We start from the raw sequence: 19,995 nt of genomic DNA, 5'->3' as shown, positions 1-19,995 counted from the left end.
TCCCTCGTCCGGGTGAAAGATTTCCCCCGGACGTGTACATAGGGTTCACCCCTTCGGGTGCGTATTGAGCACCTGATAAGGACCGGCGGCCACATGCGGGGCGAGGCGGGCGGTCACCGCGCGGAGCAACCGGACGTACCGGCTCCACCGGACGGGGCGGGTCACGGTTCCGGTGAGCGCGCGTTCGGCGCGGTCCAGGCACTCCCGGAAGACGGTGTCGTGCAACGGGCGGAAGAACAGCGCCCAGACCGGCCAGAGCGGGGCCCGTGGACGCATGACCAGGGTGTGGCGCAGTACGGACCGCCGGCCGTCCAGGCGCTCGACGCCGAACTCGTGGAAACCCTCGAAGCCCCGGGGGCCGGTGAACCGGAACCGCACCCACTGGCCGGGGACGTAGTGGCTCACCACATAGCGCACCGGGCCGTGGCCGCCCGGCACACCGACGGCCAGCGGCCCCTCGAAGCGGATGGGGGGCCAGTCGGGCGGCCAGAGGCGGTCGTCCCGGGAACCCAGGGTGTCGATGAGCGTTCCCACGCTTTCCGGCGGGGCGGGCAGCGCGCGTTCGTGGACATTGAGCACGGCGATCACAGAAGCAGAATGCCCGGAATCCGGGTCCGGCGCTAATTCGCCGGAAAAGGAGCCGGAACGCGCGCCAGAGCGCGCGGGGCGCCGTGCGCGCCGCTGTTCTCACTCCCGGTTCCGGTGAATGGCCGGATTCCGTCATCGCGCGGGACCGACCCACGGGCGGCGGCCGTGGCCCGACTCGCCTGTGGTGGACGCCTGTTGGGCGGGACGGACCCGCGTTCGACCGTCGGGGGGCGAAGACCGGCCAAAGGCCGGGAGAACGCGGGAGCGGGCGGAACCCGAGCGTAAAGAAAGGTGAGGAAGACATCAGCGGGGCCGCAGGCGAAGGGGGTTGGTCATGGCCGCACGGCCCGATGTTCCCGGTTCCGGCCGTCAGGCGGCCGGCCCGCCGCCGCTGCCGGGGGCGTGGCAGCCGCTGCTCGGCCGGCCGGCCCTGGCGGAGCTGCTCGGCGATCCGCTGGCGGACGCCGCCCTGCGGGAGGCGTCCCGGCTGCTGCCGGCCGGCGTGGCGCTGCACTCCCTGCGGACGTTCCTGCTGGCCGACGCCCGTGCCCGGGCCGCCGGGACCGCCTACGACCGGTCCGGGCTGCTGGCGGCCGCCGTGTTCCACGACACCGGACTGGTCGGCCGCGCACCGCTCGGCCGGGGCGGATTCGCCGCCCGCGGCGCCGAGTTGCTCGACCGGTTCCTGGCCGGGCGCCAGGTGGACGACGAGCGTCGCCGGGCGCTGACCCGGGCGGTACGCGAGCACATGCGGCCGTTCCCCAAGCCGGACGCGGGGCCCGAGGCCCGGCTGCTGCACTTCGGTGCCTGGCTAGACATCACCGGACGCGGTGCCCGGCGGGCGCCCGGGGAGCGGCGGCTGCTCGCCGGGCTGGCCCCGACCCCCTGGTTCGCCCTCTCCTTCTGCGCCCGGGTGGCGGCCTGCGGGCCTCGCCGGGTGCTGCCGGCCCGGCATGCCGCCCCGCGGTGACCGCCGGGCCGGGCCACTCGCTCCTCCCGTCGCGAAAGGACCGTAGACATGCAAGAGGACCAGCGGGATTTCGATGTCGCCATCGTCGGTGGCGGCATCGGCGGGACGATGCTCGGGGCGATCCTCGCCCGGCACGGGGTGCGCACCCTGCTGCTGGAGGGCAGCGGGCACCCCCGGTTCGCCATCGGGGAGTCCACCGTCCCCGAGACCACCTTCGGCCTGCGGGTCCTGGCCCGCCGCTACGGCGTCCCCGAGATCGAACACCTGGCGACCCACGGGGCGCTGCGCCGGCACGTCTCGTCCAACTGCGGGGTGAAACGCAACTTCAGCTTCGTCTACCACCGGGAGGGCGAGCCCACCCGGGCCGAGGAGTGCACCCAGTACCCCACCTGGGGCCCGCCGCTCGGTCCCGACTCGCACTTCTTCCGCCAGGACGTGGACGCCTACATGTTCCACGTCGCCGTGTCCTACGGCGTCACCGCGCACACCCACACCATGGTCGAGGACGTCAAGTTCGAGGAGGACCACGCCACGCTCGTCACCCGGGACAAGGGCAGCTTCCGCGCCTCCTACGTGGTGGACGCCGGCGGGATGCGGGCGATGCTCCCCGAGCGGCTGGGGCTGCGGCAGGAGCCGCCGTACCGCACCCGGTCGCGCACGATCTTCACGCACATGGTGGACGTACGGCCCTTCGACACCGTGGCGCCGCCGCGTGAACAGCACGGCATGCCCAGCCCGTTCAGCCAGGGGACGCTGCACCACATGTTCCAGGGCGGCTGGCTCTGGGTCATCCCGTTCGACAACCACACCTCCGGCACCAGCGGGCTGTGCAGCGTCGGGATCAACCTCGACCTCGACGCGTACCCGCGGCCCGAAGGGGTCGGCGCCGAGGAGGAGTTCTGGCAGCACGTCGGCCGGTTCCCCAGCGTGGCACGGCAGTTCGAGCGGGCGCGGTCGGTGCGGCCGTACGTGTCGACGGACCGGACGCAGTTCTCCTCGCAGCAGGTGGTCGGCGACCGGTGGTGCCTGCTGCCGCACGCCAGCGACTTCATCGACCCGCTGTTCTCCAGTGGGCTCGCGGTGACGGTGATGTCCCTCAACGCGCTCGGCCACCGGCTCATCGACGCGGTGCGCCAGGACGACTTCGACACCGCCCGGTTCCAGTACCTGGAGCACTGGACCAAGCGCATGTTCCGGTTCTACGACGACCTGGTGTCGTGCAGTTACATCTCCTTCGACGACTTCGAGCTGTGGAACGCCTGGAACCGGGTGTGGACCATCACCACGCTGTACGGCACCAACGCGCAGAACCAGGCCGCCGTCACCTTCGAGAAGACCCACGACACCGCCTGCTTCGACGCGCTGGAGCTGCCGCCCTACCGAGGGCTCCAGGGCGTTGACAATCCGTGGGTGGAGCGGCTGTTCGAGCAGGCCCGGGACGCCGTGCTGGCCTACCGGGACGGCGAGTGGACCAAGGAGCGGACCATCGACCGCATCTACGAGCTGCTGCGCCAGAGCGGGCTGTGCCCGCAGGTGTGGGGCACGCTCGACCCCCAGGACCGGTGCCCCGCCGGGGTGTTCACGCTCTGGCCGTTGATGAAGATCCTGCTGTGGGGCAAGTTCCGCTCGCCGCGCCACGTGCGGGGCTCGTACTTCACCGGGGGCGCGCGGATGGTCGGCAAGGAGGCCGCCCAGACGTACGCCACCGAACTGCGCTCGGGCGCCACCCAGGTGCACCAGACCCTGCGGGACATGTGGTTCAACTGGAACCGGGACTGGACCCGGCGGCCCGCCCCGCGCTCGGCGGCCGGCCGGCCTCCCGGAACGGCTCCGGCACGGGACCGAGCGCGGGACTGAGCGCGGGACTGAGCGCGGGACTGAGCGCGGGACTGAGCGCGGAAAATCATTTCTGCGGAACATCCGAACAGTGCGTCCACACAATTGGTTTGCCGCCCGGAACGCTCGGGTAGGAAAGGCGCGTGGCCGCCGGACGAGAAACCCGGCCGCCGATTTCCCTGCCTAAATTCGAGAGACAACGGGCTGCAATCCACAATGGCACCACATTCCACTTGCCAATCGCCCGCTGCATGCTCCTGGGAAGACATCTTCCAGCATCAGGACCGCCTCATGCGGTTGGTTCGACGCCGACTGCCGAGTTTTCAGGATGCCGAGGACTGTGTTCAGGAAACCATGGCCAGAGCAGCCGCACATGCCACGCTGGACAGAAATAGGCTGGGCCCTTTTCTGACGTCTGTGGCACTTCGGCTCTGCATCGACTTCTACCGCGACATGGAGCGCCGCAGCAGGTTGTTGCAGCGCGCGGCGCTCCTGGACTTCCCCGAAACCACCGAGGAAGACGTCTGCGACGAGGATTTCGGCAGATGGTTGCTGAGCCAGGCGGAAAAACTGCGCGGCCGGGAACAGGAAGTCATACTCGCCCGCGCCGCAGGAATTTCCACAGCGGAATTCGCCCGCATACACAACATCTCCGTGAAAGCGGCGGAAGCCGCGTTCACCCGAGGTCGAGCACGCCTGAAAACGGCGTGTGCGAGGGCCCTGGAGGGCTGCGCACGATAACTGTCCCACGCTCCGGAAAACATCCGCCGCCGTGGGCCCGCCATCCCATCTGCGTACACCGCGGAAAAGGAAAGGAAGCTCCTCTCATGTCCAAGAGCATCCAGGACATCATCAAGGACCTCATCGGCGATATGGCCGACAGCGGGAAGGAAGCGTTCGACGACCTCCTCGACCGGGACGACAAGCCGGGCCGCTCCGGCAACCCTGTCGACGCGCTGGCCGGGCTGCCGGCGAGCGCCTTGGGCGCCCTGGCGAACCCCCTCGCCCTGGCGGGCGGCGCGCACAACCCCCTGGCGGCGCTCACCGGGGCCGCGGGCGCCGTACCGAATCCCCTCGCCGCGCTCACCGGAAGCGCGGGCGGCGCGCACAACCCCTTGGCGGCGCTCACCGGCGTCGCGGGCGCTGCCCAGAATCCGCTCGCGGCACTCGCCGGAGCCCAGGCCGCCAACCCGTTGGGCGCCCTCGCCGGACTGGGGCAACTGGCGGGCGGGGCCGGGCAGGCCGCCGCCGGCGCGGGCGACCTGATGTCGTCGATGGCCTCGCTGCCCGGCCAGCTCACCCAGCTGGGCCAGATGATCACACAGCTGGTCCAGGTCCTGCAGAACAACCCCGTCAGCCAGCTGGCCTCGACGGCCGGTCAGGCGGCCTCCGTGGCGACCGGGGCGGCCAAGGCGGCGGGAGATGTCGCCAAGGGCGTCACCGGGGCCACGAACCTCCCGGGGGCCACCGCGGTCACGGGGACCGCGGCCTCGGGGACCGCGGCGTCGGGGCTCCCGGGCTTCCGGGGCGGTGATCCGCTCAACCGCTGACCCGACCGCACCCCACCGTCCGCACCACCGTCCCGCTCCGCCGGTCACGCCAGACCCCCCGGTTGACGGTCGTCGCCTCCACCGTGCCGATCCCGCCGTGCCGCTCCACCGTGCCGATCGAGGAGGAACACGCACCATGCCGTCCGCCGTCGGAGACCGCCTGCGTCTCGTGGTCAGGGTTCTGGGGAGTCTCGTCGCCGACGAGGTCGGCCAGGCGACCCGGCTCAGACGCCGGAAGCGGGACACCCACTCCCCGGTGTCGTCCGCCGAGGCCCTTCAGGGGGCACCGGAGGACGCCGCCGGGGGCGAACAACGGCGCGCCAAGGCGGTGCGCCAGGCCCTGGAGAGCCTCGGCCCCTTCTACGTGAAGCTGGGCCAGATGCTCTCCACCCGGCCCGACATGGTCCCCCAGTCCATCCGTGACGAACTGCAGAACCTGCACGACCAGGTCGACGTCCAGCCGTTCTCCGAGTTCGAGCCGGTCCTGGCGCAGGACCTGGGCCCGGACTGGAAGCTGCGCTTCGACGACATCGACACCGTCAAACCGCTCGGCGCCGCCTCCCTCGCCCAGGTCTACCGGGTGACGCTGCCCGGCGGCCGGCCGGCCGTGGTGAAGATCCAGCGGCCCGGCATCCGCGAGGGCGTTCTCGCCGACATGGCGCTGATGCGCAAGGCGGCCAGGATCGTCGCCCGCGTCGCGCCCCGCTTCAACGAGGTCATCGACATCGAGGCGATGCTCGGCTCGGTCTTCGACGCGATGGAGCCGGAGCTGGACTTCACCGGCGAGGCCCGCAACATGGACGAGGCCCGCGAGCACGTACGGGCCTTCCGCACCCTGGAGGTGCCCCGGGTGCTGCACGCCGGCCCGAAGGTCCTGGTCCAGTCGCTGGCCGCCGGCGTCTCGGTGCGCCATCTCGACCGGGCGCACTTCGCCGACGACGAACGCGTCGAGATCGGCAAGGACCTGCTGCGCTTCATGTACCACGGGTACTTCGTGCACCGCTTCTTCCACGCCGATCCGCACGCGGGCAACGTCTTCGCCGCGCCCGGGGCGCCCGCGACGCTGATCGACTGGGGCATGGTGGGCCGCCTGGACCGCCGTACCAGCCTGCGGCTGCTGCCGCTGTTCATGACGCTGGCACAGAACGACGGTGCGGGGCTCGCCCAGCACTGGGCGGAGATGGGCCGGATGACCTCCTGGGCCAACATGCCCGCGTTCGCCGCGGACATGGCCGCTTTCGTGCCCAAGGTCTCCCATCTCTCCCTGGAGGAGATGAACTTCGGGATGGCGCTGACCACGGTGCTGGCCAAGGCGTCCCGGCGGGGCATCGGGTCGCCGCCGGCGGTGTCACTGCTCGGCAAGTCCTTCGCCAACCTGGACGGGTCGGTGCGCCATCTGGCCCCCGAGATCACCCTGCCGGAGGTGTTCCAGGGGGAGGTGCCGCGCATCCTGCTCGCGCTGGGCCGGGAGTTCCTCGGCCGCCACCAGTTCGCCCGCAACTCGATGGAGCTGCTGCTCACCGCGGTCACCAGCCCCGAGCAGGTGCGCGGGGTGCTCGCCGACGTCGCCAACCGCCAGTTCGCGTTGAACGTGCACGAGCCGCGGACGCCCACCGCGATGGGCGGCCAGCGTCCCGTCCGTCCCTCCGGCGGCCTGCTGGCGCTGGGCGCGATGGCCTATCTGCTGGGCCGCAGCCACTCCCGCTGAGCACCGGCCGCTCCCTGCCGCCCGTACACCCGTCCCGGGCACCTGTTCCGGGCACCTGTTCCGTACGCCCGTCTCGTATGCCCGTTCCATCACACCCACCGATTCGGAGGTATCCATGACGGACGCCGCACCGCCCACACTCCCCGCAGGTGTGCCGCTGCCCGAGGGGCTGTCCAAGGTCGCCGTGTGGACGGCGGCGGCCCACGCCGCGGAGTACGGGCGTGCGGCGCCGTACGTCCGTGATCCGTGGGCCGGTGACTTCCTGCGGGCGGCCGGGTTCCCGCCGGGCGGACCGCCGGGCGACGGTCCGTTGCAGCGGCTGCTGCCCGACTGGGCCGTGGTGCGCAGCCGCTTCTTCGACGAGCACCTGCTGACCTCCGCCCGTTCGGGATGCCGCCAGGTGGTGCTGCTGGGCGCCGGTCTGGACACCCGGGCGTTCCGGCTGGACTGGCCGCGCGGCGTGCACGTCTTCGAGGTGGAGGACCCGGCGCTGCTGGCCTTCAAGGAGCAGGTGCTCGACTCGGCCCCGCCCTCCTGCGGCCGGCGCGGCACCGTGGGCGTGGATCCCACCGGGGCGTGGGCCGAGGACCTGGTCGCCGCGGGCTTCGACCCCGGGCGGCCCACCGCCTGGCTGGCCGAGACACTCCTCTACCACCTGCCGCCCGGCGACGCGGAGTCCGTGGTCACCACCCTGACGGAACTCTCCGCGCCGGGTTCGGTCTTCGGCGCGGAGTGCGTCAACGCCGAGGCCGCCGCCTCCTCGTTCGCGGCACCGTTCCAGGAGGCGCTGGCCACCACCGGGATCGCCTGGCAGTGGCAGCTCACCGAGCCGGAGCGCTGGTGGGCGGGGCACGGCTGGGAGGCGGCGGTGGCGGACCTGTTCACCCTGCCCTACGCGGTGCGGCGGCTGTCCCCGTATCTGCCGCTGCTCGGTGAGGCCGCCGCGCAGACGGTCTTCCTGACCACCGGTACGCTCGCCGCGCCGAAGTGAGTCACGTCCGCTCCAGTTCGAGCAGCGACGAGAGCCACAGGTCGGGCAGTTGGTCGGCGGTGGGCAGGTTCTCGTCGTGCACGACGGTCAGGCAGGCGGTGTCGTGCTGGCTGGTCAGGGTCACCAGGCAGCGGATGCCGGAGGCCAGCCCGGAGTAGACGGCCGCCCACCGCGACTGCGCCCCCTGGTGGCGCAGCGGGGCGCCGAAGCCGACGCTGCTGGCGGGGCCGGCCACGACCGAGCCGTTGACCAGGCGCAGGCCGATCCGGGCGCCGACCGCCCTGGGGGTCGCGGCCAGCAGCACCCGGAAGGCGTCCCGTCGGCGGCTCTCCTTCAGGCGCCGGGTGCGCGCCGCCACCCGGCGGACCGCACCCACCGGCGTGGGCTCGTCGCAGGGCAGCAGCAGCCGGGCGGTGACCATCCGGTTGCCGGGGGCGTGCTCCTCCCCCGGTGCCCGCACCGACATCGGCACCGCCACCGGCAGCGGCGGGTGGACCGTGCCGGTGGCCTTCAGGTGCCAGGCGCGGACGGCGTGCGCGAGGGCCCCGAGGTACACGTCGTTGACGGTGGCGCCGTGGGCCCGGCCGAGGGTGCGCAGCCGGGCCAGCGGGGCGGTGGCGTGGCAGACGCCGTTGCGTCCGCCGACCGGCCCGTCGAAGCCCGGCTTGGGGGTGGGGGCGCCGAAACCGGCCGCGACGTCGCCGAGGACGCCGGCGAGACCGCTCGGCACCGGGCGGGCGCCGGGCCGCTCGGCGGGCTGGGCGCCGGAACGGTCGTCGAGCAGGGCGCGGGCGGCGTGGACGGCGCCCACGCCGTCCTGGACGGTGTGGTCGGTGCGGTAGCACAGGGCGTGGCCGCCCGCCGCGCCGTGCACCAGCCACACCTCCCACAGCGGCCCGTCGCCGGTGGTCATGGGCCGCGACAGGAGCAGCCGCCCGGTCGCGGTGCCGTCGGTGTCGTCGGGCAGCCGCAGTTCCCGTACGTGCCGCTCGACCGCGAGGCCGCCGGTCCGCCGGAACACCCTGCCGCTCGCGGCGGGGCGGTAGTTGAGCGCGGGGATGCGCGGGGCGCGCTCGGCGACGCGGGCGCGGACCGAGTCCAGCGAGGGCGCGGGGCCGTCGAAGGCGAACACGAACGGCAGGGGCAGCGGGCGTCCGCGCGCGGCCAGGCGGTAGGCGAGGTCCACTGTCCCCAGGGGCAGGGTGGGGGGCAGGGGGCCGTCGGTGCCTCGGCCGGAACGCATCGGTCGCATCATCAACCTTTCGGTGGGGTACGGGAATCAGCCTGCCGTTTCGGGGCGGCCCTCAGCACGAGCGGCGCGTGAGGCGGCCGCGTGTGTCGACGTAGGCGCGCAGCAGGCTGCGCAGGGGGCCGCGCACCGGCAGACGGGGGGCCCGGGAGCGGTGCCAGGGCAGCGGTTCGCCGGGGTCCGGGTCGCCGAGCAGGGCGGCGGCCACGTGCGCGCCGTGCGCGACGGACAGGGCGAGGCCGTGTCCGCCGCAGCCGCCGATGTACCAGACGTCGGGGAAGCCGTCGACCGGCCCGACCACCGGCAGGTCGTCGCCGGTCATGCCGATCCGGCCGGACCAGCGGTGGGTGACGCGGACCCGGGCCAGTTCGGGGTGGAGGGAGCGCAGCCACCCCTCCAGCCAGGCCCAGGCGCGTTCCCCCGCCGCCCGCAGCCGGGGTGCGCCGAGCCCGTTGGGGACGGTCACGGTGCCGCCGCCGGCCACCACACCGCGGTCGGGGAGCAGCCGGTAGTACGGCGCCATCGGCACGGCGTCGACCACGGCGTACCCCGCGCTCCCGCCCAGTGCCTCGTACGCGGATGTGCTCAGCGGCGCGGTGGCGACGGCGTACACCTCCAGCGGGAGGACGGTGCCGACCGGCAGGCCCACCGACCGGGCGGCGGAGTTGACCGCGAGGACGGCCTGGCCGGCGTAGAGGCGGCCGTGCGGGAAGACCAGTTCGGGGCCGACCAGTTCGCCGGGGCGGACGGTCAGCAGCGGGCTGTCGCCGTAGAACCGGACGCCCTTGGCGGCGCAGGCACGGGCCAGGGCGCCGGTCAGGGCGGCCGGGTCGAGGGTGGCGGCGGGGCGGTGCAGCAGTCCGGCGGGGTAGGGGACGCCGACCCGGTCGCGGATGCCGGCGGCGGACAGGACGGGGACGTCCAGTCCGATCCGCCGGCAGGCGCGGGCCTGGCGGGCGAGTGCCGCGAGGCCGGCCGGTGAGCGGGCGGCCATGATCTGCTCGCCGGGCAGCGGTCCGCGGGGCACGTCGAGCCGGGCGCACAGGTCGAGGACGTCGCGGACCGCGCGGACGCTGGCCTGGTGCATCCGGCGCGCGGTGTCCGGTCCGAACCGGCGCACCGCGCGGTCGACGGCCGGGCCGGCGCGGGGGCCGAGCAGGCCGGTGCCCCGGCCGCTGGCCCCGGCGGCCGGGCCGTGCGCGTCGACCACGGCGATGTCCAGGCCGGGGGCGCGTTCGGCGAGGTGGTAGGCGCAGGACAGCCCGGCGAGGCCCGCGCCGACCACGGCCACGTCCGCGGTGACCACACCGTGCAGCGGGAACTGCGGCGGCAGTTCGGCCGGGTCCCAGCAGGGGGTGCCGGCCGGGGGCCCGGACGTCCGGTACCGGCCCGCCGGGGTGCCGGCCGGGGGCTCGTTCATGGGCTCGTTCATGCGGTGTCGTCCGGCGCCGGTTCGGTCAGGGCCCCGAACCGGCGGTCGTGCCACAGCAGCGGCCGGCCGCCGCCCACGTGCACGGCCGCGACCCGGCCGACGACGAGGTGGTGGTCGCCGTAGCGGCGTACGTCCTCGGTCAGGCACACCGACCAGGCGAGCGCGCCGGCCAGTACGGGCACGCCGAGCACCTGCCGGGTGCCGGTGCCCGCGAACCGTTCGGCGGCCGTGGTGGTCGGGGACGCGAACCGGCCGGCCAGTTCCCGCTGTTCCTCGCGCAGCAGGTGCACGGCGAAGGCGCGGCGGGCGCGGACGGCGGCGAGGGTGCGGGAGCCGTCGCGCAGACAGGCCAGGAGCAGCGGGGGGCGGGCGGAGAGCGAGGTGACGGCGGAGACGGTCATGCCCAGTGGCCCGTCCTCGCCGCGCGCGGTCACCACGGTGACCCCGGCGGCCAGCTTGGCGTACAGCCCCAGGCAGCGGGCGGCGCCGGGGCCCGGTTCCTCGCACAGCGGCTCCGCGTCGGGCGGGAACGGGAACGGGGACGGGGGCGGGGACGGGAGCGGGGCCGCCCGGTCAGTCACGGGAGGTGTCGGCGCTCTCATCGGTCACCTCCGCCCCGAGCAGGCCCTTGACGATCTCGCCGATGAGATGGCGCAGGGTGGAGGCGGCGACCGGGTCGAGGATCTCGGCGAGGGTGGGGATGCCCAGGTCGAAGGAGGCGGTGAAGACGACGCGCGTGCCGGGGCCGTGCGGCTCGCAGCGCCAGCTTCCCGAGAAGCTCTGGAAGTCACCGGTGATCTGCTCGAAGGCGAGGCTGTGGGTGTCCGGGGCGTAGGTGTCGCGCTCCCGCCAGCGCATCAGGCCGCCGCGGAACAGGACGGTCCAGTCGGAGAGCGTGGAGCCGTCGGGCAGCGGCGGCTCCACGCTCACCTCGCGGACGGTGTCGGTGAAGTCGGGGTAGCGGCGGAAGTCGCTGATGCGGCGGTAGGCCTCGGCGGGGTCCACCGTGTCGGTGAGCGCGTGCAGTACCACGTGGGGCATGGGGGGTGGGGTCCTTCCCGTCTTTCCGGACTGCTGCGGTGGTGGTCACCCGGCCATCCGGGCGAAGGTGCTGCCGAGGGCGTCGGCGAAGGTGGTGAGGAACAGGTCGAGCGCGGTGTCGTCCACCACGGCGGGCGGGGTCAGGCGCAGCACCCGGGTGGAGTTGAGGGAGTGGTTGACGAGGACGCCGCGGGCGATCATCTCCAGCAGGAGTTCACCGACCGCCTGTTCCTCGGCGAACTCGATGCCGATCAGCAGGCCCCGGCCGCGCACCTCGCGCACCCTGCCGTCCTGGTAGGGGGCGCACACCTCGCGTACGCCGGCCAGGAGGCGTACGCCCAGGGCGTCCGCGCGGGCCACGGTGTGTTCCCGTTCCATCGCGGTCACGGTGGCGAGGGCGGCGGCGCAGGCGATCGGCGAGGCGCCGAAGGTGGAGGTGTGCAGGTAGGGGTCGCGGCTGAACGGGCCGTACGCCTCGGCGGTGGCGACCATCGCGGCGACGGGCACGACACCGCCGCTGAGGCCCTTGCCGACCAGCATGATGTCCGGGCGGACCTGCTCGGCGTCGACGCCCCACCAGGTGCCCAGCCGGCCCATGCCGGTCTGGATCTCGTCGACGACGAGGAGGGCGCCGTAGGTCCGGCACAGTTCCGCGACGCGGGTGAGGTAGCCGGGGCGCGGGATGCGGACGCCGCCCTCGCCCTGGACGGGTTCGACGACGACGCAGGCGGTGTCGCGGCGGGCGGCCAGGGCCTGTTCGAGGTCGGCGGCGTCGTCGTAGGCGACCTGGGTGACGTCGGGGAGCAGCGGCTGGAACGGGGACTGGTAGGTGTCGTTGGCGGTGACGCTGAGGGCGCCGAGGGTCTTGCCGTGGAAGCCCTTGCGGGTGGTGACGACCGAGGTGCGGCCGTTCGCGCGGGCGAGCTTGAGGGCGGCCTCAGTGGCCTCGGCGCCGGAGTTGACGAAGTGGACGTGGTCGAGTCCGGGCGGGGTGTGGGCGGCGAGGGCGCGGGCCGCGCGGGCGGCGACGGGTTCCAGGAAGACCCGGCTGGCCAGCGGGTGGGTGTCGATCTGCCGGTGGACGGCCTCGACGACGGCGGGGTGGCGGTGGCCGAGCAGGAAGACGCCGTAGCCGCCGAAGTTCAGGAAGCGGCGGCCGTCGTCGGCGTGGATCCAGGGGCCCTCGGAGCGGACCTCGGCCATGCCGCCCATGACCCGGCCCATGACGGCGCGGCCGGAGCCGATGTGTTTGAGGTACAGGGCGACGACGTCCTCGTCGGTGTCCGCGGGGGGGACGGCGGGCGCGGTGCCGGGCGCCGGGGGCGATACGGTCATGACGCCACCTCCGTGGGGGTCTGCGCGGCGGGGCGGCGCCGCGCGGCGGGCCGGTCCTGGGACCAGCTCTCCAGGTTGCGGACGAGTGCGGTGCGGATGTCGGCGTGGGTCGGGCGGGTGCCGCAGTGGGGTTCGCCGAGGGAGCTGTCGAAGGGCAGTTCGCTCTGGAAGACCAGCAGGAGTTCCGCGTAGTACCGGAAGCGCTGGCGGACCGAGCCGGACAGGGAGGTTCCCTCCAGCATCGGCAGCAGCAGCCGGTGCACCGCCTCGACCGGGATCAGCCGGGGGCGCGGCGGCCGGGGCAGTCCGACGCGGACGGCGAAGTCGGCGCAGATGTCGGCGATCTCCCGCAGTTCGACCGCCTCCTTGCCGGCGGTGAGCCAGTACTCGCCGCTGCCGACGCCGCCGCGGACGAGGCCGCCGATGGCGCGGGAGACGTAGTCCTGCGGCACCATGTCGATCCGTGCCTCGGGGGCGCCGGGCAGCACCGGCACCTGGCCGAGGACCATCGCGCCGATCGTCTTGGTCAGGCCCTGCTGTCCGGCGATCCGGCCGGTGGCGGAGTCGCCCATGACGACCGAGGGGCGGACGATGGCGCCGGGGACGCCGGAGTCGCGCGCCAGCTGTTCGGCGCGGACCTTGGAGTCGAGGTAGGCGGCGGCGCCCGGGAAGCGCTCCCGGTCCTCGTCGGACGGCGTGTTGGCGACGAACGCGGTGCTGACCAGGTAGAGCGGCGCGTCGGCGCGGGCGGCGAGGTCGAGCACGGTGTCCGTGCCGACGGTGTTGGTGCGGGCGATCTCCTCGGGCGGGACGTGCCAGTTGGTGGCGGCGGCCGAGTGGACCACCACGTCGACGCGGAGGGCGAGTTCGTACCAGGCGCGGGGGGTGAGCCCCAGGCGCGGGGCGAGCAGGTCGCCCTCGATCTCGCGGACCCGCGGATCGCCCAGGGGCCGGCTGTGGCGCAGGCAGAGCAGGTCGTGGTCGGGGGCGAGTTCGTCGATCAGGGCCCGGCCGAGCACCCCGGAGCCGCCGGTGAGCAGCAGGGTGGGGCGGGCGGCGGAACGGGGGGCGGGGCGGAGGGCGGCGGGGCCGGGCGTGGGCGGTGCTGTGGGACGCGGGAGGTCTCGCGGCATGGTCGGCTCCAGGGTCGGCTGTCTCGGGGGGCTCTCGTGCGTCCGACCGCCGGTCAGGCGATCGTCAGCGGACCGTCCGCGAGGTACGCGGCGAACGGACCGGTCATCCGGGTACGGGACGGCGGGTGCAGGGAGAGGCCGTTGGCGGTGGCGGCCAGGTACCCCACCTCGTCGGAGGTCATGAAGTTGAGGCCACCGAGCAGTTCGACCGCGCGCGGGACGATCCGGCCGAGGGCGTCCTGGACGCCGTAGCGGGCGCAGAGCGCCTGGGCGAGCGCGGACTCGCTCAGGTCTCCGGAGTCCACCCGGCGGGCGACGCCCTCGGCGGTGGCCGCCGCGGCCTCGGTCTCGACGTACAGGCGGACCCGTTCGTGCTCGGGGATGCGGTCGTTGAGCAGCACCCGCTCCACCAGCGCGCCGGCCACGCCCAGGTAGCTGCCGGTCATCAGCACCTGGAACCAGACGAGCCCCGCGGTCTGGAGTTCGTCCAGGCGGTCGCCGGAGGCGCTGGCGGTGCCGGTGCGCAGCACGAGGTCGGGCGGGACGAGGACGTCGGTGAGGGTGACCTGTTCGCTCTCGGCGCCGGCCAGGAAGGTGCTGGACCAGAAGCCGCCGACGGACAGGCCCTCGCTCTCGGCGGGCACCAGCGCGACGGCGAGTTCGTCGCCCTGTCCGTCCTCGCGCGGGATCAGGACGCTGGCGGTGAGGACGTCCATCGAGCGGGCCAGGCTGCACGGGCGTTTGACGCCATTGATCCGGATGCCGTCCCCGGTGACCTCGGCGGTCATCGACGGGTCCAGGATGCCGGCGCCGCTGCGGCCCTCGGCGAACCCGGAGGCGATGATCCGGTTGCCGGCGGCGACGCCCTCGACGAGCGTCCACTCCAGGCCGTCGCCGAGACCGCCGAGGCCGACCAGCGTGGCCATGGAGAAGTGGTGCATGGTGGTCGCCACGGCCAGCGAGGGTGAGCGGCTGCCGATGGCCCGCTGGACGCGCAGCGCGTCGAGCGCGGTGGCGCCGCGCCCCTGGTGGGACTCCGGGACCAGCAGTCCGGGGCCGCCGCCGTTCCGGAACAGCCGGATGCCCGGACTGCCGGGCCGCTCCAGCTCCGTCAGCGGGATCTCGCGCAGCGCCGGGTCGAGGCCGGGGAGCAGTTTGGCGAGGGTGGTGCGTTCACGTTCCAGGAATCGCATAGATGTGCGGTCCTCCAGGGTCGTTCCGGGATCGTTCCAGGGCCGTTCCGGGATCGTTCCGGGGCCGTTCCGGGATCGGCGGACGCGGCTCAGACGGCGTTGGTGGCGCGCAGCAGTTGCCAGACCGCGCCGGGACGGGGCCGGCCGAGGAAGGCGATGTACTCCGGGAGGACCTCGTGCGGGGCCCACTTCTGCTTGTACTCCAGCTGGGAGGCGGCCGGGTAGACGGCCTCGCCGTGCTCCGCCATCCAGTGCGCGAAGCGGGTGAACAGGCGCCCCGCGCCCGGCAGTTCGTGCCGGGGGTCCAGTCCGGTGAACGGGGTGAAGCCGAAGTGGAGCCAGCCGGCGCCCTCGGCGACCAGCCGTTCCATGACGGTGGCGTTGAGCGCCTCCATCACGCCGGGCGGCGCGTCCGGCCGCCGTCTGCTGAGGTCGTGCAGCCAGCCGGGGCGGCTGCCGTAGACCGGGGAGTAGTTGATGTAGCCGACCGCCTCGCCGTCGACGCGGCCGGCGAAGAGCCGGCGGTGGCGCTGCAGACCGCCGGTGCGCTGGCCGACGAGGAACCGCAGCTCCTTCCCGCGCCGGCCCTTCTGCCGCAGCCAGCTCCCGTCGATCAGGTCCAGTTCGGCGCAGTCGTCGCCGGCCCGGACCTCGACGACCTCCAGGCCCGCGCGGCGGGCCCGGGAGATCTTGTTCCGCAGCCGTACGAACCGCGAGCCGCGCAGCGTGAAGCGGGAGAGGTCGACAGCGTAGGAGGCCCCGATCTGGTTGACCGTGAAGCCGTGCGCCGCGTACAGCTCGGCGTCCGCCCGCTGCAGCTGGACGGCGACCAGGCGCCGTCCGGCGTGCGCCACGAAGGCGGCCAGCAGCGGGGCCCGGTGTTCCTCCGCCGTGAAGGGACCGCCGAACTGGAGGACGTAACGCCCCGAGACCCGATAGGCGCAGGTGCCGTCGAACCGGTCGTCGTGGAAATACTCGTTCCCGCTGTTGAGGGCGAGGAAGGAACTCGGGTTGTCACTGTGCGCGGCGAGGGTGTCAAGCACGGACGGCATGCGTGCCCTCCACGGACGAGGAAACGGACGAGGATGCGGACGATGATTCGGACGCAGATTCGGATGTGGGTTCGGACGGATGGCCGGGGAACACCGGGCGATACCGTTTCTCGAATCGCGCGAAATCCGGATCGACGGCCGGTTCGAAGGCGACGCCGAAGGGTTTCAGCGAGTTCCCGAAAAGGGCGCGGTCGCCCATCAGGTGGATCGGCAGGGCGAGCAGGGCCCACTCGGGCCGGACGAACAGCGCCCAGGCCCCGGCGACGGCACCCGCGGTGACCAGGCTGTGCATCGTGTTGTAGGCGACGTAGTAGCCGCGTGCGATCCGCCCGTCGGGGCTGCGCCGGCAGGCGATCGCCCCGGGCAGGTAGCCGATCACGTCGATCACCGCGAACAGCAGCACGAACACGCCCCATCTGATGTCCGTGCGGTGCTGGAAGGCGAGAACGAGCGAGACTGCCAGAAAGGCCAGCCATTCGAGTCGGGAGAGGGCGAAGGTGGTTTTCGTCTCGAACCGGTTCTTGGCGTCCACGGGCGCTCCAGGATTGCGCGTAGCCGGGGCGTACGGATTCCGGGGCCCGGCATCAGCCTGCCCCCTCGCTGTGGTCTGTCACTTCTGTTTACGCCTCGCCGGACCCAACCCCTCATACGGCAATGGCGACTTGGGCCACGGGCCCGGTGCGCGTGCGGCGGTTGTTCACTTGGGGTTCGTGTGCGCGCCTTCGCCCCCCAGTAGGTGTGACGTGCCGACCGGCCGGTGCCCGCCGGCCGGCTCACGTCCCCTTCGCCTGGAGGCCGCATCCATGTCACACCGTCCGCTTCCCGGCCGTCGCAGCGTGCTGCGCGGTTCCCTCGCCGCCACGGCGGCGCTCACCCTGCCCACCGCCCTCGGCGCGGCACCGGCCTTCGCCCGCTCCGGGCGGCCGGGCGCCGGCTGGGGTGTGCAGGCGGGAGACGTGACCGCGCACTCGGGCCTGGTCTGGGTACGGTCCGACCGGCCGGCCCGCATGATCGTGGAGACGTCCGCGACCGAGTCCTTCCGCAACCCGCGCAGATGGCGGGGCCCGCTGCTGGGCTCCGGCACCGACTTCACCGGCACCACCCGGCTGAGCGGGCTGCCCGCCGGTGAGCAGATCCACTACCGGGTGCTGCTGGCCGACCCGGACGACCCGCGCCGCACCGGCGAGCCGGTCACCGGCACCTTCCGGACCGCCTCCGGCAGCCGCCGCGACGGGGTGCGCTTCGTGTGGTCCGGCGACCAGGCGGGGCAGGGCTGGGGCATCAACCCGGACATCGGCGGCTACCGCATCTACGACACCATGGGCAGGCTGGACCCGGACTTCTTCCTGTGCAGCGGCGACAACATCTACGCCGACGGGCCCATAGCGTCCACACAGGCCCTGCCCGACGGCGGCACCTACCGGAACATCACCACCGAGGAGAAGTCCAAGGTGGCCGAGACGCTGAACGAGTTCCGCGGCGCCTTCCGCTACAACCTGCTCGACGACAACCTGCGGCGGTTCAACGCCCAGGTCCCGTCGATCATCCAGTGGGACGACCACGAGGTGCGCAACAACTGGTACCCGGGCCAGGTCATCACGGACAGCGCGTACACGGTCCGGGACGCGGACGTCCTGGCAGCGCGGGCGCGGCGCGCGTTCTCCGAGTACTTCCCCATCTCCACCCTGAAGCCGGGCGCCCGCGAGGGCCGCGTCCACCGGGTGCTGCGCCAGGGACCGCTCCTTGACGTGTTCGTCCTGGACATGCGGACCTACCGCAACGCCAACTCCCCCGACGACCAGACCACCGACCCGCAGGGCATCCTGGGCCGCGAGCAGCTGGAGTGGCTCAAGCGGGAGCTGTCCCGGTCGCGGGCGGTGTGGAAGGTGATCGCGGCCGACATGCCGATCGGCCTGGTGGTGTCCGACGGCACCGAGGGCAAGGCCAACTTCGAGGCGATCGCGCAGGGCGACCCGGGCGCCCCGCTCGGCCGTGAGCTGCAGATCGCGGAGCTGCTCCGGTTCATCAAGCACCGGCGGATCACCGGCACGGTCTGGCTGACCGCCGACGTGCACCACACCTCCGCCCAGCACTACCAGCCGTCGAAGGCCGCGTTCACCGACTTCCAGCCGTTCTGGGAGTTCGTCTCCGGACCGCTGAACGCGGGCGCGTTCCCGGCCAGCGCGCTGGACGGCACCTTCGGCCCGGAGCGGGTCTTCGTGAAGGCGCCGGCCGCGTCGAACGTCTCGCCCGCCGAGGGCTACCAGTTCTTCGGCGAGGTCGACATCGACGGCGACAGCGCGGAGATGACGGTGCGGCTGCGCGAGCAGGACGGCACCGTACTGTTCACGAAGGTGCTCCAGCCGGGGCGCGTGGGCCAGTAGCCCCAGCAACTCCCGTACGCTGTAAGGGTGTCGCGCACTGGAGTCATCCCCCGGTGCGCGACCCCGACAAGCGAAGCAGAGGCAAGAGAGCGGCCCGCAAAAACAGGGCAAAAGCACTCTTTACCCATCGGACACAAGGCGTTCGTGATCACGCAACACCGCTCCTTCACAGTGGCTGCATGAGTCGAGACATGTCGCACGCGGCACACCACACCGAGCAGAACCGTCCCGCGCCCCGCCGGAAAGCGGTGGCGAACCTGTGGACACACTGGACACGACGCCACGGTCACGCACCGCCGACGGACGATACCGGCGCCCGGCCGCCGTCCGGTGCCGACGCCGGTGCCGGCCCCGCGCCCGGGACCGAGGACAGCGCGCTGTGGCGGATGCGGACGACGGTGCGGGACGAGCCGGGCTCGCTGGCCGCGCTCTGCACCGCCCTCGCCGGTCTGCGAGTGGACATCCTCAGCCTCCAGACGCACCCGCTGGCCGACGGCACGGTGGACGAGTTCCTGCTGCGCGCGCCGGGCCCGCTGGCCGCGTCCGAGCTGAGCGGTGCGGTGACGGCCGCGGGCGGCAGCGCCACCTGGTGCGAGCGTGCCGACGCCCACGACCTGGTCGACGCCCCCACCCGGGTTTTGGGCCTGGCCACCCGTACCGCCGCGGACTCCGCGGAACTCCCCCTCGCCCTGCGGCAGTTGCTGGGCCGCTGCACGATCCGCTCGCTGCCCGCCCCGACGGCGCACGGCGCCGGAGGCGGCCCCGAGGACATACCGGTGGAGGGCGTCCTGGAGGAGACCGCGATGCGGCTGCGCGCCCCCGAGGGCGGCCTGATCAGCATCGAGCGGCCGTATCTGCCGTTCACCCCGACGGAGTTCGCCCGGGCCCGGGCCCTGGTCGAGCTGGACGCCCGGCTCGGCCCCCGGGTGCCGCGCGGCCAGGACGTACTGAGCCTGACCGAGGGCGGCCTGACGCTCTCCGAGAGCGGCGACATCACCGTCGGCCGCGCCGACACCGGCGACCTGGCAGCGGCGAAGGCGATGCACGACCGGTGCTCCGCCCGCACCCTGGGACTGCGCTACCACGGACCGGTCCGGGACGCGGACCGCTACCTCAACCACCTCCTGAGCCCCCGCTACGGCCGCACCCTCGCCGTGCGCACCGCCTCGGGCCGCGTCGTGGGCCTCGGCCACCTGCTGTGGGACGGCGACGAGACCGAGGTCGCCCTGCTCGTCGAGGACGCCTGGCAGCGCCGGGGCATCGGCACCGAACTCCTCGGCCGGCTCGTGACGATGGCCGCCGAGACCGGCTGCGAGCACGTCTACGCCGTGACGCAGGCGTCCAACACCGGCATGGTCGCCACCATGCGCGGCCTGGGCCTGCCCCTCGACTACCAGATCGAGGAGGGCACCCTGGTCATCACGGCCCGCCTGGACCCGGCGGCGGTGGCGGCGCGGGGGCCGTACGGGGAGCGGATCGGGCGGGAGTAGCGGCGGACCGGCGCCCGGTCACCGGCGCGCGGTCACCGGCGCG

The 19,995-nt window shown here is 73.3% G+C and carries 18 protein-coding genes; 8 read left to right on the top strand and 10 right to left on the bottom strand.

Features of this window, described 5'->3' with window-relative positions; all coding sequences use genetic code 11:
• Window positions 1–45: 45 nt before the first annotated feature.
• On the bottom strand, window positions 46–588 hold the full coding sequence (locus tag ACZ3IG_RS31680) for an SRPBCC family protein (RefSeq protein WP_467436393.1): 543 nt from the start codon (window positions 586–588) through the stop codon (window positions 46–48).
• Between the two features lie 334 nt (window positions 589–922).
• Here ACZ3IG_RS31680 and ACZ3IG_RS31675 point away from each other — a divergent pair, with 334 nt between their 5' ends.
• The 6 genes from ACZ3IG_RS31675 to ACZ3IG_RS31650 all read left to right on the top strand — a co-directional run bounded on the left by ACZ3IG_RS31675 (window position 923) and on the right by ACZ3IG_RS31650 (window position 7,643).
• Entirely contained in the window at window positions 923–1,558 is a 636-nt protein-coding gene (locus ACZ3IG_RS31675; protein WP_467436391.1) for an HD domain-containing protein, read from the top strand.
• A 48-nt stretch (window positions 1,559–1,606) separates the two neighbouring features.
• Window positions 1,607–3,415 carry an NAD(P)/FAD-dependent oxidoreductase gene (locus tag ACZ3IG_RS31670; protein WP_467436390.1) on the top strand — a complete coding sequence of 603 codons (1,809 nt, stop codon included), beginning with the start codon at window positions 1,607–1,609 and terminating at the stop codon, window positions 3,413–3,415.
• A 195-nt stretch (window positions 3,416–3,610) separates the two neighbouring features.
• Window positions 3,611–4,135 carry an RNA polymerase sigma factor gene (locus tag ACZ3IG_RS31665; RefSeq protein WP_215173992.1) on the top strand — a complete coding sequence of 175 codons (525 nt, stop codon included), beginning with the start codon at window positions 3,611–3,613 and terminating at the stop codon, window positions 4,133–4,135.
• A gap of 86 nt (window positions 4,136–4,221) precedes the next feature.
• On the top strand, window positions 4,222–4,944 hold the full coding sequence (locus tag ACZ3IG_RS31660; RefSeq protein WP_467436389.1) for a hypothetical protein: 723 nt from the start codon (window positions 4,222–4,224) through the stop codon (window positions 4,942–4,944).
• 136 nt (window positions 4,945–5,080) lie between these two features.
• Window positions 5,081–6,652, top strand: a complete 1,572-nt coding sequence (locus ACZ3IG_RS31655) for an ABC1 kinase family protein (protein ID WP_467436387.1) — start codon at window positions 5,081–5,083, stop codon at window positions 6,650–6,652.
• A 115-nt stretch (window positions 6,653–6,767) separates the two neighbouring features.
• Window positions 6,768–7,643 (top strand): SAM-dependent methyltransferase, encoded by an 876-nt coding sequence (locus tag ACZ3IG_RS31650; RefSeq protein WP_467436385.1) that lies wholly within the window; start codon window positions 6,768–6,770, stop codon window positions 7,641–7,643.
• A 1-nt stretch (window position 7,644) separates the two neighbouring features.
• On the opposite strand, the gene ACZ3IG_RS31645 is transcribed toward ACZ3IG_RS31650, so the two are convergent.
• The 9 genes from ACZ3IG_RS31645 to ACZ3IG_RS31605 all read right to left on the bottom strand — a co-directional run bounded on the left by ACZ3IG_RS31645 (window position 7,645) and on the right by ACZ3IG_RS31605 (window position 16,610).
• Complete coding sequence (locus ACZ3IG_RS31645) at window positions 7,645–8,886, bottom strand: wax ester/triacylglycerol synthase domain-containing protein (RefSeq protein WP_467436383.1); 1,242 nt, start codon at window positions 8,884–8,886, stop codon at window positions 7,645–7,647.
• Between the two features lie 61 nt (window positions 8,887–8,947).
• Complete coding sequence (locus tag ACZ3IG_RS31640; protein WP_467436382.1) at window positions 8,948–10,312, bottom strand: NAD(P)/FAD-dependent oxidoreductase; 1,365 nt, start codon at window positions 10,310–10,312, stop codon at window positions 8,948–8,950.
• An 8-nt stretch (window positions 10,313–10,320) separates the two neighbouring features.
• Window positions 10,321–10,905, bottom strand: a complete 585-nt coding sequence (locus ACZ3IG_RS31635; RefSeq protein WP_467436381.1) for a flavin reductase family protein — start codon at window positions 10,903–10,905, stop codon at window positions 10,321–10,323.
• Window positions 10,898–11,365 carry an aromatase/cyclase gene (locus ACZ3IG_RS31630; RefSeq protein ID WP_467436379.1) on the bottom strand — a complete coding sequence of 156 codons (468 nt, stop codon included), beginning with the start codon at window positions 11,363–11,365 and terminating at the stop codon, window positions 10,898–10,900. The genes ACZ3IG_RS31635 and ACZ3IG_RS31630 overlap by 8 nt, the downstream gene beginning before the upstream one ends.
• 45 nt (window positions 11,366–11,410) lie before the next feature.
• Window positions 11,411–12,700 carry an aspartate aminotransferase family protein gene (locus tag ACZ3IG_RS31625; RefSeq protein WP_467436378.1) on the bottom strand — a complete coding sequence of 430 codons (1,290 nt, stop codon included), beginning with the start codon at window positions 12,698–12,700 and terminating at the stop codon, window positions 11,411–11,413.
• Window positions 12,697–13,833, bottom strand: coding sequence for an SDR family oxidoreductase (locus ACZ3IG_RS31620; RefSeq protein ID WP_467436376.1), 1,137 nt, complete (start codon window positions 13,831–13,833; stop codon window positions 12,697–12,699). The genes ACZ3IG_RS31625 and ACZ3IG_RS31620 overlap by 4 nt, the downstream gene beginning before the upstream one ends.
• 53 nt (window positions 13,834–13,886) lie before the next feature.
• On the bottom strand, window positions 13,887–15,026 hold the full coding sequence (locus ACZ3IG_RS31615) for an acyl-CoA dehydrogenase (protein ID WP_467436375.1): 1,140 nt from the start codon (window positions 15,024–15,026) through the stop codon (window positions 13,887–13,889).
• An 89-nt stretch (window positions 15,027–15,115) separates the two neighbouring features.
• Entirely contained in the window at window positions 15,116–16,078 is a 963-nt protein-coding gene (locus ACZ3IG_RS31610) for a bifunctional lysylphosphatidylglycerol flippase/synthetase MprF (protein ID WP_467436374.1), read from the bottom strand.
• Window positions 16,062–16,610, bottom strand: coding sequence for a hypothetical protein (locus ACZ3IG_RS31605; RefSeq protein ID WP_467436372.1), 549 nt, complete (start codon window positions 16,608–16,610; stop codon window positions 16,062–16,064). Before ACZ3IG_RS31605 ends, ACZ3IG_RS31610 begins: the two co-directional genes overlap by 17 nt.
• A 271-nt stretch (window positions 16,611–16,881) precedes the next feature.
• Here ACZ3IG_RS31605 and ACZ3IG_RS31600 point away from each other — a divergent pair, with 271 nt between their 5' ends.
• Window positions 16,882–18,462: an alkaline phosphatase D family protein gene (locus ACZ3IG_RS31600; protein WP_467436370.1), complete on the top strand. Its 1,581-nt coding sequence runs from the start codon at window positions 16,882–16,884 to the stop codon at window positions 18,460–18,462.
• Window positions 18,463–18,653: 191 nt separating this feature from the next.
• A complete protein-coding gene (locus ACZ3IG_RS31595; RefSeq protein WP_467436509.1) occupies window positions 18,654–19,952 on the top strand; it encodes a GNAT family N-acetyltransferase in 1,299 nt (432 codons plus the stop codon).
• The last annotated feature ends 43 nt before the right edge of the window (window positions 19,953–19,995 follow it).

The organism is Streptomyces sp. NPDC016677 (assembly GCF_055562815.1).
Note: the sequence above shows the minus strand (reverse complement) of the source record. Positions and strands in the feature narration are given on the sequence as shown.

Coding starts and splice junctions, on each gene's coding strand:
- ACZ3IG_RS31675 (WP_467436391.1), top strand. CDS start 923: ATGGCCGCACGGCCCGATGTTCCCGGTTCCGGCCGTCAGGCGGCCGGC.
- ACZ3IG_RS31670 (WP_467436390.1), top strand. CDS start 1,607: ATGCAAGAGGACCAGCGGGATTTCGATGTCGCCATCGTCGGTGGCGGC.
- ACZ3IG_RS31665 (WP_215173992.1), top strand. CDS start 3,611: ATGGCACCACATTCCACTTGCCAATCGCCCGCTGCATGCTCCTGGGAA.
- ACZ3IG_RS31660 (WP_467436389.1), top strand. CDS start 4,222: ATGTCCAAGAGCATCCAGGACATCATCAAGGACCTCATCGGCGATATG.
- ACZ3IG_RS31655 (WP_467436387.1), top strand. CDS start 5,081: ATGCCGTCCGCCGTCGGAGACCGCCTGCGTCTCGTGGTCAGGGTTCTG.
- ACZ3IG_RS31650 (WP_467436385.1), top strand. CDS start 6,768: ATGACGGACGCCGCACCGCCCACACTCCCCGCAGGTGTGCCGCTGCCC.
- ACZ3IG_RS31645 (WP_467436383.1), bottom strand. CDS start 8,886: ATGCGTTCCGGCCGAGGCACCGACGGCCCCCTGCCCCCCACCCTGCCC.
- ACZ3IG_RS31640 (WP_467436382.1), bottom strand. CDS start 10,312: ATGAACGAGCCCCCGGCCGGCACCCCGGCGGGCCGGTACCGGACGTCC.
- ACZ3IG_RS31630 (WP_467436379.1), bottom strand. CDS start 11,365: ATGCCCCACGTGGTACTGCACGCGCTCACCGACACGGTGGACCCCGCC.
- ACZ3IG_RS31625 (WP_467436378.1), bottom strand. CDS start 12,700: ATGACCGTATCGCCCCCGGCGCCCGGCACCGCGCCCGCCGTCCCCCCC.
- ACZ3IG_RS31620 (WP_467436376.1), bottom strand. CDS start 13,833: ATGCCGCGAGACCTCCCGCGTCCCACAGCACCGCCCACGCCCGGCCCC.
- ACZ3IG_RS31615 (WP_467436375.1), bottom strand. CDS start 15,026: ATGCGATTCCTGGAACGTGAACGCACCACCCTCGCCAAACTGCTCCCC.
- ACZ3IG_RS31610 (WP_467436374.1), bottom strand. CDS start 16,078: ATGCCGTCCGTGCTTGACACCCTCGCCGCGCACAGTGACAACCCGAGT.
- ACZ3IG_RS31600 (WP_467436370.1), top strand. CDS start 16,882: ATGTCACACCGTCCGCTTCCCGGCCGTCGCAGCGTGCTGCGCGGTTCC.
- ACZ3IG_RS31595 (WP_467436509.1), top strand. CDS start 18,654: ATGTCGCACGCGGCACACCACACCGAGCAGAACCGTCCCGCGCCCCGC.